A 13,984-nucleotide genomic window follows, 5' to 3' on the forward strand; every position below is an offset into this window, starting at 1 on the left:
TGGCAATCTCCTTGCGGCCCCCACAGGCCGCCATTGTTCATTCAGGTTTCACGACATTCTAGCGAATGCTGATCTGTTTAACGAAGTCCTCGAACTGGCTTTCAAGCTCAGGCTCCCATGCCGATGCATGGATCTGTTGACTGCTATAGATGGATGACCAGCCCTTCCCCGAAGACAGGACATGGCGACAGGTTTTAACGCCCGCCTGTTTCAGGCTTTGCGCGAACGCAAGACTTTCATCACGCAGCGGATCGTCCTCTGCGCTCAAAACCAAAGCAGGCGCGACGCCTGCAAGGCGCGAACAGAGACAAGGTGCCGCATAGGGATGGCATCCTCCACCACTGAGATAGCGGCTCCAGCCTTCCGCCCAGCGCTCCCGCATGCCGATGGCTTCCGCTTCACGAATGGAAGCCGTCCCCATGAATGGATCGAGCAGCGGCGACAGCAGGATCTGGCCGTCGAGTTCGTTGGCGAAATGATCCCGTGCCTTCAGCGCGACGCTGGCGGCAATATTACCACCCGCCTCAACGCCTGCCAGCAACAGCAGCGATTTACGGTCGCCAAGCCCGGCACGCTTGTTGGCGAGATAGGAGAAAATCGAAAAGCCCACCTCAAGCGGACTTGGAAAGACCGGCCCAAGCGGCGCATTGTAGTCCGGCACCACCACGATAGCGCCGGTCCTCGCCAGACATGCCGCAACCGAACTGTCCACCACGCCGGATGCCATGAAGGCACCTGCGTGAAAGAACAACACGACCGGCGGCCCCTTGCCATATTCGGCACCCTGATAGACACGTGCGGACACCGGCCCGACGGCCAGTTTGTCCAGCACCATATCTTTCACTTGTACCGACATTGCTTAGACTTTCCTTAAGCCCCAACATTCGGGACCTCTGATTTTGCCTGGTCCGACCAGCGGCACCCGAGACGAGATATGATATGCACGCTTGCAATTTCATGTAAAATCTATTGTTATTCGCTAATTGGAACAAGCGGGCGTTTTCTTACTACACTGTTCGTATTTTCGAATAATAGTGCAACGCACATCAACAAGGCCAACTCCCATGGACCAGCTCTCGGCAATGCGCGCCTTTATTCGCGTGGTGGAAACCGGCAACTTTACCCGTGCGGCTGAGCGGCTTGATATGCCGAAGGCAACGGTCACCAATCTCATCCAGGGGTTGGAAGCCCATTTGCAGACCAAACTGCTCAACCGGACCACCCGTCGCGTCATGGTGACCACAGACGGGGCCTTGTATTATGAGAGAGCCGTCCAGATCGTTTCGGAACTGGCTGAGCTGGACGAAAGTCTTTCCAATGCGCAAAGCACACCCCGCGGACGTTTGCGTGTCGAAATGTCCGGCGCCTTTTCCGACTGGATTGTCGTGCCGTCGCTCTGCGACTTTCATCAGAAATTTCCAGATATGCACATCGATCTCGGCGTCAGCGACCGGATGGTCGATTATCTTGCCGAAAACGTCGATTGCGCCTTGCGGGCCGGGACGCCGTCCGATCAGTCACTGATCGCCAGACGGGTTTGCGACGTCGAAATGATCACCTGCGTCGCACCCCGATATATCGAAAAATTCGGCATCCCGGCCCATCCGCGCGAGCTGGAAAACCACCACTATTGCGTGAACTATTTCAGCAGCAACAATAGCCGGAAAATGCCCTTCAAGTTCAAAAAAGACAAGGAAGAGTTGGAGATCAGCGCCCGCTACATCGTTTCTGTCAACGATAGCCGCACCTACATGACCTGCGCCCAGAACGGCCTCGGTATTGCGCCAATTCCCCGGTTCATGGCCGCCAGCCTCCTTGCATCGGGCGAATTGGTGCAGGTGCTGGCGGATTGGAGGCGTGAGCCGCTTCCTCTCTATATCGTCTATCCGCCGAACCGGCATTTGAGCAACAAGGTCCGGGTCTTCGTTGATTGGCTGGTAAAACTTCTGCTCGAAGCCAGACTCAATGAGGGCTGAAACAACGACGTCATAGACCCCACAACCCTTTGAAAAGGAAACTATACAAAATCTATCGATATGATAATATCGTTTATTGCCCACCTGTTTGGCGGGTTCCGGCTCTCGTGAATCGGGAAGAGACGTCACTAGAGCGTTTCTGCTCTACATGTAATCGCAGTAACGCTCTAACTCTTTGTTTTTACGCATTTCCGAACGGAAAACCGGTCTCCACTTTTCCTGGAAATGCTCTGGTCCTGAATTTCGAAATCGAGACAAAAGGGAGATGCCGTCATGGGAACATTCTCGCCCGTTTTCGACCGACTGGCTAGACCAGTTGCCTTCATCAAAGCCGAAGACGAAGCCCTTGGCTGTGCGCATCTCCTGGCCGAAAGTGCAGTGTCGGCAGATGACGGGTCCTATGAAAAAGCAATCCTCGACCATCTGCTCAGGTCGGGGCTTCTCGGCATTTCCGTCTCGACCGATTATGGCGGGATCGACGTTTCGAATGTGTTGTTATCGACCATTTGCTGTGTTTTGGCAAAGGCTTGTCCCACATTGGGGGCCATGCTTGCGGGCCATTATAGTGCATTGGAGCTGTTGCGCAGCCATGGCAGCGAAGCGCAGAAATCCTATTTCTTTGCTGCCGCACTGGCAGGCATGCGTCTGGCACGCGTCAAAGCACCGTCTGCGGCAAGCCTGAAAGACAGGGGCCTGCACCTTTCCTATAACGGACTTGGCTGGTCATTGAATGGCACCGGCATGGCGTCACCGAACGCTACTTCTGCCGATTGGATCATGGTTTCCGTCCATGACCAGGTTGAAGAGCCAGCTCATCTGTTTTTTCCTGGGGGAACGGCGACGATGACGCCGATTGCCAATTCCCTTTCAGACAAAAGCCAGCCGGATCGAGGTGAGCCCGTGCTGTTTCGCGACCAGAGAGGCGAAAAGGACGCGCAATTGCAGACCCGTCGTCCGGCACAGGGGCCGGATGTGCCTCAGGCCATGGAGCTGCTTTTGCAGGCAGCGGTGGAACTGGGGAGAGGCAAAGCTGCATTCAGCCAATTGTTCGGAAGCCCGGTATTGGCCCCCTCTCATCTGCCTGATGACACGTTCGAACCCGATTTTGACCCATCAAAAACCGGCGCCATCGCCGATGCCGCCCTGCGATTGGCAACAGCCGAAGCCGTAATCGAGAAAGCCGCCAGCGCCATCGATGCCGCCCAGATCGGCACACAGGACCGTCATCGACATACCGCCTTCCTGATCGCATCGGCAGCCAATGCAGCCGCCGTAGAAGCCGCGACAATCGCTCAGTCGGTCGCAGCGGACCCACGCTTTGCACATGCAACCACGCCTCTCGGCGGCGTCGAGTTCCAAAGTGCTGAAGCCGCTATCATCGTTTCGCTTTTGCGCAAGGGCACACTTGGCTTGAGCGGTTTTTCAGATGATGATTCCAACGGATAACTTGCCGATGAATGCTGCCAGCAGTTTGCGTTAGAGCATTTCCGGACGCAACCCCGCTGCGCATTTTTGCTGAAAATGCTCTCGGAAAAGTGGACTCCGGTTTTCGTGAAAAGACAACTGAAACCTAGAGAAGTGAGAGCCCATCTACTTTCAGTCCAAATCTGATAGGCTCTCCCGTTTATAGCACATTATGTCGGCAGCATGTCGGCCTTGAAAGGTTTACGGGTCAAGGAATGCAAAAGACCGCCATTTTTTAGAATTTTCTTCTCATAATTTAATCTATTGAAATTATGGATTACTTTGACAAAAGAGCCGTGAGATTCCATTTTGACCGGCAGGAAAAGACAGCCAATTGGAGATTGCTCATGACGATCCTCACCATGCCGCGCAAGGACGCCAACGCTACGCCTTATCCGCAGCCGTCCGTCGATCCGGGTCTGCTGAAATCGGCCATGCGCCACGTCAGCGGCCAGGTTTCGGTGATCACGGCGGGCCAGGGGCCAGAGCGCACTGGTGCAACCGTGACCTCCGCCACCGCTTTGTCGGTCGATCCTCCAACGGTTATCGTCAATATCAACCGGACCTCTTCCAGCTATCCGGTGATCCGGAAATACGGTCATTTCGGCCTCAACATCCTTGCGAGCCATGACGAGCCTGTCGCCAATCGTTTTGCCGGCGTTGGGGGGCTGAAGGGAGAGGCCCGCTATGACGGGTCAAATTGGCTGGTCGGGCCGAGCGGCGCATCGCTGCTGGTCGGCGCGCTCGCCGCAATCGACTGCGAAGTGGAAGAGATCATCGACCGCCATAGCCATGGAATCATCATTGGCCGGGTCATTTCGATCCAGCTCGGCGAAGGCAGCCCGCTCGCCTACCAGAACGGCCGTTACGGCAATTTCACACCGATTTTGGGCTGACTTTGCGGCCAAGACAAAAAATCAGCCTGCCGGATTATTCAGATCCGGCAGGCTGATTTCTGTATTCGACGGACATGTTTCATACTAGAGGTCTGCCGTAGCGCTTTACATCTGCTGCATAATTTTAGCCATAAATCCAAGCCGATTTAAGGAATTATGCAGTAGCGCGCTTTTCCTGCTGCTCATCCTGCGTCAGTTCATTCAGGCTTGGCGTAGCGACGAATTGTTCCAGTGTCATATTGTCGAGAATAGCCGCGATGGCGTCCCGCACCTGGGTCATCGACCGCCGGACCTGACAGTTGACCGGATCGGCGCAATCGTCGCAAGCTTCAAAAGCGGTGCGGCTGGCACAACGGATCGGCGCAAGCGGCCCATCCAGCAGGCGAATGGCGTGGCCAATACGGATTTCGCTGGCGGGATGCGACAAGGAGTAACCGCCGCCCGGGCCTTTTTTCGACCGCAGGATGCCGCCATTGCGCAATTCGAGCAGAATGGTGTCGAGAAACTTCTTCGGAATGTTGTTTCTGAGCGCAATCTCGCTGATGAACGCTGTTTCACCCGGTCCAAGCTGAGCCAGATCCACCAGCGCTTTCAAACCGTATTTGCCTTTTTTCGTCAGCATGACTGTCTGCTTTCCCAACATTCCGGGCCGACAAATCTCGGCCCCATCCGCATTTCACCATGGCAATAAAGCCAAACTACAGCGTGAACTTTAAAAACATATAAAAATTATGTATTTCATATTCAAGCTTTGCCGCAAGGGATTGTGGCTGGCAAACGTCAGATCGACCGACGTTTCACCGCCGTTCGTTGCATGGAAGCATCAAAAAAGGCAACACCGCCCCGGCTTGAACCGGAGCGGCATGGCGCATGAGCGACAATTAAAGGGTCTCAGGAGCCGGAAACGACCCGGAAACCACCGGAATGGCCTCCGCCGGCAAAAACTTTCGAATCGGCGAAGTCGCTGTGTTTAATGTCGTTTTCATTCGACCTGCCCAGACCAAGCTTCGGAAACAGCAGTTCCGCCACACGGTAAGCTTCTTCGAGGTGCGGATAGCCGGAGCCGATCACCGTATCAATGCCGATGGCCTGATATTCCCGCAGGCGCTCCGCCACCGTTTCCGGCGAGCCGACCAGGGCCGTACCGGCCCCTGCCCGCACCAGCCCCACCCCGGCCCACAGATTGGGCGAGACTTCGAGTTTGTCACGCCGGCCATTGTGCAATTCCGTCATGCGGCGTTGGCCGACAGAATCGGACTCCTTGGCAAAGCGGGCCTGGGTTTCGCGGATGGTTTCATCCGACAGTTTCGAGATCAGCTTGTCTGCGGCGGCCCAGGCCTCTTCATCGGTTTCGCGGACGATAAAGTGCAGACGGATGCCAAAGGAGACATCCCGCCCGCTGCGGGCAGCGGCAGCACGCACGGCCTCGACCTTTTCCTTGACCTGCGCTGGCGGTTCGCCCCAGGTCAGGTATTTATCGACGCGACGGGCGGCAAAGTCGATCCCGGCGTCCGACGAGCCGCCGAAATAGAGCGGCGGACGCGGAGATTGCACCGGCGGGAAGCCCAGGCGCGCCCCTTCGGCGCGAATATATTTGCCATTCAGATCGGCATGGCCCTTGCCCAAAAGATCTTCCCAGACAGTGAAAAACTCGTCGGCATGGGCATAGCGTTCGTCATGGGAGACGAAAATACCGTCACCCGCCAATTCCGTCGGGCTGCCGCCGACAACGATATTCAGCAGCGTGCGGCCGTTCGAGACCCGGTCCAGGGCGACGGCCAACCGCGCGTAATAGGCGGGCGACGCCGTGCCGGGGCGAATGGCGACCAGAAATTTCAGTTTCTGCGTATGGGCAGCCAACGACGCCGCCGTGACGAAGGATTCCTCACAGGCGACCCCGGTTGGCAACAATACGCCGTAATAGCCGAGCCGGTCGACAGCGCTGGCAATCTCACGCAGGTAGCCGTGATCGACCGGGCGGGTCAGATCGTTGGAGCCGAGATAGGTGCCGTCACCCGACGTGGGGATGAACCAGAGAAAATCGATGGGCCGCGCATTTTGCGCATTGGTCGTTTTAGACATGGACAAGTCCTTTCATGGAAATGGTTCAGCTTGCCTTCGGGCGCCAGACGATCTCGGCAATCTTCAAAGGCTTCGGTAGAATTTGCAGGGCGTGAAATTCGTCGGCCAAGGCCTGCTGATAGGCGATGGCTTCATCGTTCAGGGTAGACACGCTGCCGAGATCGGCGCCGGGCCGGGTCAGCACGGTCTTTGTCGTGTCGCGCGGCACGCCAGTGATTTCGGCGAGCGCTGTAATCGTCTCATCCAGATGGCTCTGCGCCCAAACGCCGGTCTTGCGCAATTCATCGATAACATCGGTGATCACCTCCGGGTTTTTACTGGTGAAATCACCATTGCCGAAATAAAAGCTCCAGCTATCGACAATACCGCTGGCGGTCGTCAACACCCTGGCATTTGGATCGGTCTCGGCCACCGCAAAATAAGGGTCCCAGATTGCCCAGGCATCGACATTTCCAGATTTGAATGCCGCCCCCGCATCGGCAGGCGACAGATCCGCTGCCTTGACATCTGATGGCGTCAATCCCGCCGTTTTCAGCGCCTTGACCACGAAATTATGAGCGCTCGAACCGCGCTTGAAGGCAAGCTTCTTGCCCTTGAGATCGGCAATCGACTGGATGGGTGAATCCTTGTGCACAAGCAATGCCGTGCCGGAGGGTGCTCCCTTGTAGGTGCCAACATAAAGAAGATTGCCGCCCGCCGCCTGGGCAAACAGTGGCGGCACATCGCCTGTCGGACCAAAATCGAGCGCACCGGCCCCCAGCGCTTCCAGCAGCGGCGGGCCTGAGGTAAATTCAGCCCAGGTCACCGTGACGCCGCGCGCAGCCAGACGCTTTTCCAGCGCGCCCGTGCGCTTGGCCAGCGCCAGCACACCATTCTTCTGCCAACCGATGCGCAATGTCGTGATTGACGCCTGGGCGGTACGGATTGCCGGCAAGGCGAGGATGGTGCCGGCAGCGCCAAGCAAGCCAAGGGTCTGTCTGCGGTTGATCATCAGCGGTCTCTTTCTTTGGTCGGTCGCAATCGTCAGGCCTATATGATGATTTAGTCTATGGAATTTGTAAGCAATATTTTTCGCTTTATGGGCCGCTGCGGAAATTTCCTGCCGCCATTTCGCCGTCTCAAGGGGTCGGAATTTCGTCTCTTCCGAAGATGCAGAGACTGAAGTCAGCCACGGGGGTCGGTTTTCGCCAGCCCAGGTCCAACCCGCCAGACTAGGTCCAACCCGAATGAGGGCGTCATCGCCGCACGCTGCATCCCGGAAAACTGTCAAATGAGGAAAAATGTTTTCGCAGTTCGGGGAATATTGATCGATTTTATCTCCATTATTTCCATAGACTATATACTCTAACCTAAGGCGCCATCGCCCGGAATTGAGTTTTCAAGAGACGCACCATGACAGAATTGACCCGCCGCCTGTTCACGACCGGTGCCCTTGGCTCCCTTGCTTTATCCCTGACGCTTGGCGCTGCCTTCCGCGCGCGGGCAGAAGAACTGAGCGTCTTGAAAATCGGCTACCAGAAAACCGGCCTGCCGGTCATCGCACGCCAGCAGGGCGTGATCGAAGCCGCCCTCAAGTCGCAAGGAACCTCGGTATCCTGGGTGGAGTTCGCCGCCGGGCCGCCGCTGGTCGAGGCCTTGAATGTCGGCTCCGTCCATGTCGGTTGGACCGGAGATGCGCCACCGATTTTCGGTCAGGCATCCGGGGCAGCCATCGTCTATGCTGCGGCACTGCCGCCGAATGGCAAGGGCGAGGGCATCGTCGTCAAGGCCAGTTCCGGCATCAAGGATCTGGCCGGCCTCAAGGGCCGCAAGGTCGCGGTCGGAAAAGGTACCAGCGCCCATAACCTCGTTGTGGTTGCCCTGGAAAAGGCCGGGATCGGCTTTGACGAGATCACCCCGGTCTATCTGGGTCCGGCGGATGCGGCGGCGGCCTTTGCCAGCGACAAGGTGGACGCCTGGGCCGTCTGGGACCCGTTCCTGGCGATTGCCGAGACCCGATATGATCTGGTGACGCTCGCCCGCTCCAGCGAAGTGCTTGACGTCAAAACCTATTTTCTCGCCAATCGCGACTTTGCAGCAAGCCATCCCGACACATTGGCGACCGTATTGAAGGCGCTCACTGTTGCAGCGGAATGGTCCGCCAACAATCGCGATCAATTGGCCGCCGCCCTGCATGAGATTACCGGCGTGCCGCTCAACGCCCAGACTTTGGCCGCCAACCGGGCCGAGTTCGGCATTTTCAAGATTACCGACGAGATCGTGGCAACCCAGCAAGAGACGGCCGACCGTTTCTTCCGGCTTGGCCTGATCCCGAAGAAAATCAACATCAAAGACGCCGTGTGGGTTGCGCCAACCAATTGAAGACCTGGCCAACTGAAGACCCAGGCAACTGAAGATAATGATCCGGAGTTGAAGCGATGCAGAATTCAAACATCAGACAAGATGCCGGACATGCCCCCTCGCTGGCCCCCTCGCTGGGACTTGCATGGTTTGGGGCTGGCCTGTCACGACTGGCTGGCAACAGCATCGGCTGGGCGCTGCCTTTGCTGATCCTGATTGCCTGGGAAGCATCGTCGCGCGCCGGATTGTTGCAGCAAAACATCTTGCCGGCACCGTCTGCCGTCGCCGAAGCCTTCTGGCGCCTGACATTATCAGGCGAATTGCCAACCAATATCGGCGTCAGCACTGTACGGGCGTTGGCTGGCTTTGCGATTGGCGGCGGCATCGGTTTCGCACTCGGTCTGCTCAACGGCCTGTCGGCCCTTAGCCGGGGCATTACCGATACGACCTTGCAGATGGTGCGCAATATTCCCCATCTGGCACTGATCCCGCTGGTTATTCTTTGGTTCGGGATTGATGAAGAGGCCAAGCTCTTTCTTGTCGCGCTTGGCGTGTTTTTCCCGATCTATGTCAACACCCTGCTGGGCATCCAGAGCGTCGATCCGCAACTGGTGGAAATGGGCCGCCTTTACGGCATGAAGCCATACCGGCTTTTTCGCAAGGTTATCCTGCCGGGCGCCCTGCCCGCGATCTTTGCCGGACTGCGCTATGGTCTTGGCATCATGTGGCTGACGCTGATCGTGGCAGAAACCATCGCCGCATCTTCCGGCCTTGGTTACATGGCCATGCAGGCGCGTGAGTTCCTGCTGATCGACGTGGTTGTTCTTTCCATTCTCATCTATGCGCTGCTCGGCAAACTGGCGGATCTGCTTGCCCGTTTCCTGGAGCGCGTGTTCCTGCAATGGCATCCGGCCTACCAGACAGCGAGGTAAGACCCATGACCGCAACAACAGTGACACGGCTTCGGCCAATTCAGGAAGCACATCCTGCAACAAGACAGGAACAGGCATCCCAACCGGTGCTTGCCAGCGCCCGCCCAGCGTTTTCCTTCCGCAATGTCCGAAAGAGTTTTGGGACACAGACCGTGCTGGATGGCATAAACCTCGATGTCGCCGAAGGTGAGTTTCTGGCGATCATCGGCAAGAGCGGCTGCGGCAAAAGCACCCTGTTGCGGTTGCTGGCTGGGCTGGACAAACCAAGTTCCGGCGAACTTGTCCATCATGCCGACAAGAGCGATGCTGCCCGGGTTCGAATGATGTTTCAGGAGCCGCGCCTTCTTCCCTGGGCAAAGATCGATGACAACGTCGCCGTTGGACTGACCGGAATTGCCAAGGGCAAAGAAGCGCTTTCGGCGGCCCGCGCCCTGTTGGAAGAAGTCGGCCTTGGCGCACGGGCCAGCGAATGGCCCTCCGTTCTCTCAGGCGGCCAGAAACAGCGCGTCGCGCTTGCCCGCGCCTTGGCGGCGCATCCGCATATCCTGGCCCTTGATGAACCGCTGGGCGCGCTCGATGCGCTGACCCGGATCGAAATGCAGCAATTGCTGGAACGGATCTGGCAAAAGCAACGGTTCACCGCAGTGCTGGTCACCCATGACGTGTCGGAAGCCGTCGCCCTCGCCGACCGGATCGTCGTTATCGACGCCGGACGCATTGCGCTCGATCTCAAGGTTTCACTGCCACGCCCAAGGCGGCATGCCACAGCGGAATGCGCGGCAATCGAAGCACAGATATTGGAGAAACTGCTGGGAGACGCGGCCCAAGCGTGAGGAATACGCCAGCCCGGCATCAATGCGACCGGGCTGGCAACACAATGCTATCGCACTTCGACGCTATGGCTTACCATACTGCGGCTCATCATAAGGGTATTGGCGATACGATCTGCCACCAGTTCGGACTGGCGGGAGACTTCCGGAACGCCCATAAGCTCACCAAACGTACCGCGTGCCAGCGGGCCTGCAATAAACAAATCCGCTTGCGGTCGCCCATCAATACCAATGGCCTGACCGGTCTCATCACAGGCAATACCCAGCCCATAAGCATCGGCCTGGAGGTGGCCCGTGCTTTCCAGTGTCAACAACATCGATTGCGATTTCAGGACGCTGGCATGATCGGGACCTGTCGCCAGCACCACCCAGTCGAACAATTTCCGCTCCACCAGCCCGGTCGAGGCCACCACGAGATCAATAGCGATGGTCTCGATACCCCGCTCGATCTTGATCATCCGGCCTGAGGCAAGCGTCAGACTGCCTTCAGCCAACCTCTGCTGCCAAATGGCTTGTGCCTGGGGTGGCAGCCGGTAGCGATGCACGTCCCAAAGACGGCGGGCGTGGCGCAACAGCCGTTTTCTTTCCGTCGCATTGAGCCGCGCCCAGATGGTCTGACCCTGTTTACGCAGGGCGTCGGTCACCGCATGCCAGGTCACGCCATGGGCCTGCGCATCGGCCACCGCGCGCCGCACGGCTCGTAACAACGACCTTACCGAGCCACAATCATCCTCGCTGAACGAACAAGACCAGTCCTGGGGCTGAAGAGTATGGCCGCGAGACGACATGCCGCGCCTTGAAAAGGCGGTGATCTCGCCGCGATGGCCACGGACACTCAAACTGGCGACAATATCCGCTGCCGTCAGACCCATGCCCACGACAAGAACCCGATCCGTCGCACGGACACCGCAAAGGCTCTGGCCCGCGACGGGATTGGTAAGGAAGCGTGGATGGCCTTGCAGGGCTGATTGCAATGCCCGCGGCGCCTTGGGAGCCGGGTGGGTGGCTGCCATGACGACGATATCGGCCTCGATCCAGGCACCCAAATTGCCGGTCACCAACCAGCGGCTCCCGATCCGGGTCACGCTTTCCACCGTCTCCCGGATGTGCTGAATCCTACCCTCTTCAAGATAAGGCGCCATCCGCTCCGCCATGAAACGACCGAAGGCTTCACGGCGGGCAAACACCTGCGGGACATCACTGCCTGTGCATTCGACCTGCGCGTCAGGATCGTCCGCAAGCGCGCCAGATTGCCGTAACCACTCGGCAAAGGCGAGTGGCTCCCTAGCATCGGCTATCATCCGGTTTGCTTCAACATTGAGACGAAGTGCCGGATCTTCCGTGTCATAGGCAAGACCGGCCCCCAGCGTGGCTCTCGGCTCAAATACCAGAATTTGCAGATCCTCGTCCTGCCGCTCCGCCAGAAACCGCGCTACTGACGCGCCGGCAAACCCTCCACCGACAATAACGACTGTCTTGCGGGCGGGCGAAATGCTGCTTTTCGCTTGGTACGCCCCCAAGTGAGAAACCCCTGAAATAAACTGGAGCATGATGCCCTCCATCAAGCGGCCTTCAGGATAGCCATACAGGCATGCCCTGAGTGCCTGTTGAATTTGCCAGTCCTCGACTCCTGCCACTGCATATTGACTATAAAATATATAGATTTAAATTGAAAGATGTCCACTGGACCTATTTGCATCCAGGATAACACGACCTGTCCTTGTGGAAAAAAGAAGGTGTTAAGCGCCTATTTATGCAGCGCTTTTTCAACAACACACCATCTCAGGAGCGTATTGTAAACGGATGCTCCTAACCCTCACCTGCCATTCAGGCGTCATTATGCGGTCGCCCGTTTGGCCACCCTATCACCCCAAAGACCACATATCACGCGCAGAACGGATTTCGTCTGCGATCAGAGACGCGACAGAAGATCGGCCTTTTTGTCCTGATATTCCTTGTCGGTCAGGATGCCTCGGCCATGCAGGGCGGCGAGTTTCTCGATCTTGGCAAAGATCTCATCGTCACTGGCTGCCGGGGAAGCGGCTAGAGGCATGGGAGAAGTCCCTGCCGAAAATGCCTGGATTTCCGACGCAAAAGGCTCACCCGCTGGTTCTGGATCGTCAAAAACAGTGGCGACGGGTGGCATGACCGGCGCAGTCGTGGCCTCGCCTATCCCATTCGTAACGGGCGCAGCCGCACCGGGAGACACGACTTCAAGCTCTGATATCCGCACCAAACCGTATTGGGAGGTGAAGCTCAGCGTCTGGTCGCCGCCCTGTTGCTGGGAAAATCCGCCGATCTGGTGGTCTCTGGTATCATAGACTGTCGTGCGCCCGCCAATATCGATTGCCAGTCTGCGGCTTGACGGGAAAAACGCATAGCGCAAATTGTTCTGGGCACCGGTCGAAGCCGGAAAGCCAAGATCGGCTGGCCACCAGTTTGCCGCCGAAACACTGCCGGGGACGAAAAGACTGACGCCGCTCGAAAAGCTACCGAACCCGCCATTTCCCTGCGACTGTGATTGCGAGGATGAGGCATAGCCGGATGCAGGGCGGTGCAGATCGCTGGTTTGCAGCAACGTGGCGATATCCGAGCAAAGATTATCAACCCGGGCCTTCAGCCCGTTGTTGAACATATCGCCCACCATGGTCATGCCACCTTGCGACCATTGCCCCATGCCACCGAGGTCCGGGTGGTTGAACTGAGCCTGATAGCCATTGCCAGCCATCAGCGCCATCAGCAAATGTTCGACCGCCCCGAAGCTCACCCCATGGCGGGTGGCAATGTCGCTCAGACGCGCTTGGCCCTCGTCACTCAGTGTCGGCATAACGGCGTCCCTCGCGGTTGGCAGCGATCGGTGATTGTCAAGCTGCTGAGTGTGCCTAGCACGTGCCAGCCGGTGATCACAGGGGCTTTAAAGGACGGCGATATCATCTCTTGAAAAAAGCGCAAAAGCCCGGCCTAGCATTCAAGCCAGACCGGACCTAGACCACCCAGGATAACAGGTTATCCCAAGGTAACGCTGGTCGTTATCCCAAGGTAACACTGAGGCTGATTGGCACGGCGGCCAGAGCCTTGGAAACCGGGCATCCCGCCTTAGCCTGATTAGCAATATCCGTAAACCGGGCTTCATCGGCACCGGGCACCTTGCCCTTCAGGACGAGTTCGATGGCCGTGATGGCAAAACCGGCCTCCAGCTTTTCCAGGGTCACGTTGGCTTTGGTTTCGAGGCTTTCGGCGGTCAGTCCAGCCTCGCCCAGCATCATCGACAACGCCATGGTAAAGCAGGCTGCGTGGGCCGCACCGATCAGCTCCTCCGGGTTGCTGCCGGTGACGCCTTCAAAGCGGGTGTTGAACCCGTAAGGATAGGCATCCAAGGCGCCGCTCTGCGTTGAAACCTTGCCTTTTCCGTCTTTCAAACCACCGGACCACTGGGCCGAACCGTATTTTTCGATCTTCATGGC

At 57.6% G+C, this 13,984-nt stretch carries 13 protein-coding genes; 6 read left to right on the forward strand and 7 right to left on the reverse strand.

Annotated features, from left to right (window positions below; all coding sequences use genetic code 11):
* Nucleotides 1-58: 58 nt before the first annotated feature.
* Nucleotides 59-856: an alpha/beta hydrolase fold domain-containing protein gene (locus tag H1Y61_RS18720; RefSeq protein WP_180575025.1), complete on the reverse strand. Its 798-nt coding sequence runs from the start codon at nucleotides 854-856 to the stop codon at nucleotides 59-61.
* A 208-nt stretch (nucleotides 857-1,064) separates the two neighbouring features.
* On the opposite strand from H1Y61_RS18720, the gene H1Y61_RS18725 reads away from it, so the two are divergent.
* The 3 genes from H1Y61_RS18725 to H1Y61_RS18735 all read left to right on the forward strand — a co-directional run bounded on the left by H1Y61_RS18725 (nucleotide 1,065) and on the right by H1Y61_RS18735 (nucleotide 4,336).
* Nucleotides 1,065-1,976 (forward strand): LysR family transcriptional regulator, encoded by a 912-nt coding sequence (locus tag H1Y61_RS18725; protein WP_174112482.1) that lies wholly within the window; start codon nucleotides 1,065-1,067, stop codon nucleotides 1,974-1,976.
* A 273-nt stretch (nucleotides 1,977-2,249) separates the two neighbouring features.
* Nucleotides 2,250-3,422 (forward strand): acyl-CoA dehydrogenase family protein, encoded by a 1,173-nt coding sequence (locus tag H1Y61_RS18730; protein WP_180575026.1) that lies wholly within the window; start codon nucleotides 2,250-2,252, stop codon nucleotides 3,420-3,422.
* Nucleotides 3,423-3,787: 365 nt separating this feature from the next.
* Entirely contained in the window at nucleotides 3,788-4,336 is a 549-nt protein-coding gene (locus H1Y61_RS18735; RefSeq protein ID WP_180575027.1) for a flavin reductase family protein, read from the forward strand.
* 154 nt (nucleotides 4,337-4,490) lie between these two features.
* Here the strand turns inward: H1Y61_RS18735 and H1Y61_RS18740 are convergent, their stop codons facing one another.
* The 3 genes from H1Y61_RS18740 to H1Y61_RS18750 all read right to left on the reverse strand — a co-directional run bounded on the left by H1Y61_RS18740 (nucleotide 4,491) and on the right by H1Y61_RS18750 (nucleotide 7,409).
* The gene (locus tag H1Y61_RS18740) at nucleotides 4,491-4,958 is read right to left on the reverse strand and encodes an RrF2 family transcriptional regulator (protein WP_012653833.1); all 468 of its coding nucleotides are present in this window, start codon (nucleotides 4,956-4,958) and stop codon (nucleotides 4,491-4,493) included.
* A 269-nt stretch (nucleotides 4,959-5,227) separates the two neighbouring features.
* Nucleotides 5,228-6,418, reverse strand: a complete 1,191-nt coding sequence (gene ssuD, locus H1Y61_RS18745; protein ID WP_180575028.1) for an FMNH2-dependent alkanesulfonate monooxygenase — start codon at nucleotides 6,416-6,418, stop codon at nucleotides 5,228-5,230.
* A gap of 25 nt (nucleotides 6,419-6,443) precedes the next feature.
* Entirely contained in the window at nucleotides 6,444-7,409 is a 966-nt protein-coding gene (locus H1Y61_RS18750; protein WP_180575029.1) for an aliphatic sulfonate ABC transporter substrate-binding protein, read from the reverse strand.
* Between the two features lie 401 nt (nucleotides 7,410-7,810).
* Between H1Y61_RS18750 and H1Y61_RS18755 the strand changes: the two genes are divergently transcribed.
* From H1Y61_RS18755 to H1Y61_RS18765, 3 genes are read left to right on the forward strand one after another with little or no spacing between them, the layout of a single operon-like run.
* Nucleotides 7,811-8,779, forward strand: coding sequence for an aliphatic sulfonate ABC transporter substrate-binding protein (locus H1Y61_RS18755; RefSeq protein ID WP_174112477.1), 969 nt, complete (start codon nucleotides 7,811-7,813; stop codon nucleotides 8,777-8,779).
* Nucleotides 8,780-8,835: 56 nt separating this feature from the next.
* Complete coding sequence (locus H1Y61_RS18760; RefSeq protein ID WP_234903440.1) at nucleotides 8,836-9,690, forward strand: ABC transporter permease subunit; 855 nt, start codon at nucleotides 8,836-8,838, stop codon at nucleotides 9,688-9,690.
* A gap of 5 nt (nucleotides 9,691-9,695) precedes the next feature.
* Nucleotides 9,696-10,523, forward strand: a complete 828-nt coding sequence (locus H1Y61_RS18765; protein ID WP_180575030.1) for an ATP-binding cassette domain-containing protein — start codon at nucleotides 9,696-9,698, stop codon at nucleotides 10,521-10,523.
* A 47-nt stretch (nucleotides 10,524-10,570) separates the two neighbouring features.
* Here the strand turns inward: H1Y61_RS18765 and H1Y61_RS18770 are convergent, their stop codons facing one another.
* The 3 genes from H1Y61_RS18770 to H1Y61_RS18780 all read right to left on the reverse strand — a co-directional run bounded on the left by H1Y61_RS18770 (nucleotide 10,571) and on the right by H1Y61_RS18780 (nucleotide 13,981).
* Nucleotides 10,571-12,070 carry an FAD/NAD(P)-binding protein gene (locus H1Y61_RS18770; RefSeq protein ID WP_180575031.1) on the reverse strand — a complete coding sequence of 500 codons (1,500 nt, stop codon included), beginning with the start codon at nucleotides 12,068-12,070 and terminating at the stop codon, nucleotides 10,571-10,573.
* A gap of 362 nt (nucleotides 12,071-12,432) precedes the next feature.
* Nucleotides 12,433-13,347: an SHOCT domain-containing protein gene (locus tag H1Y61_RS18775; protein WP_174112474.1), complete on the reverse strand. Its 915-nt coding sequence runs from the start codon at nucleotides 13,345-13,347 to the stop codon at nucleotides 12,433-12,435.
* A gap of 202 nt (nucleotides 13,348-13,549) precedes the next feature.
* Entirely contained in the window at nucleotides 13,550-13,981 is a 432-nt protein-coding gene (locus H1Y61_RS18780; RefSeq protein WP_087729982.1) for an OsmC family protein, read from the reverse strand.
* Nucleotides 13,982-13,984: the final 3 nt, after the last annotated feature.

The sequence above is a fragment of the Agrobacterium vitis genome (assembly GCF_013426735.1).
Lineage (GTDB): Bacteria > Pseudomonadota > Alphaproteobacteria > Rhizobiales > Rhizobiaceae > Allorhizobium > Allorhizobium vitis_D.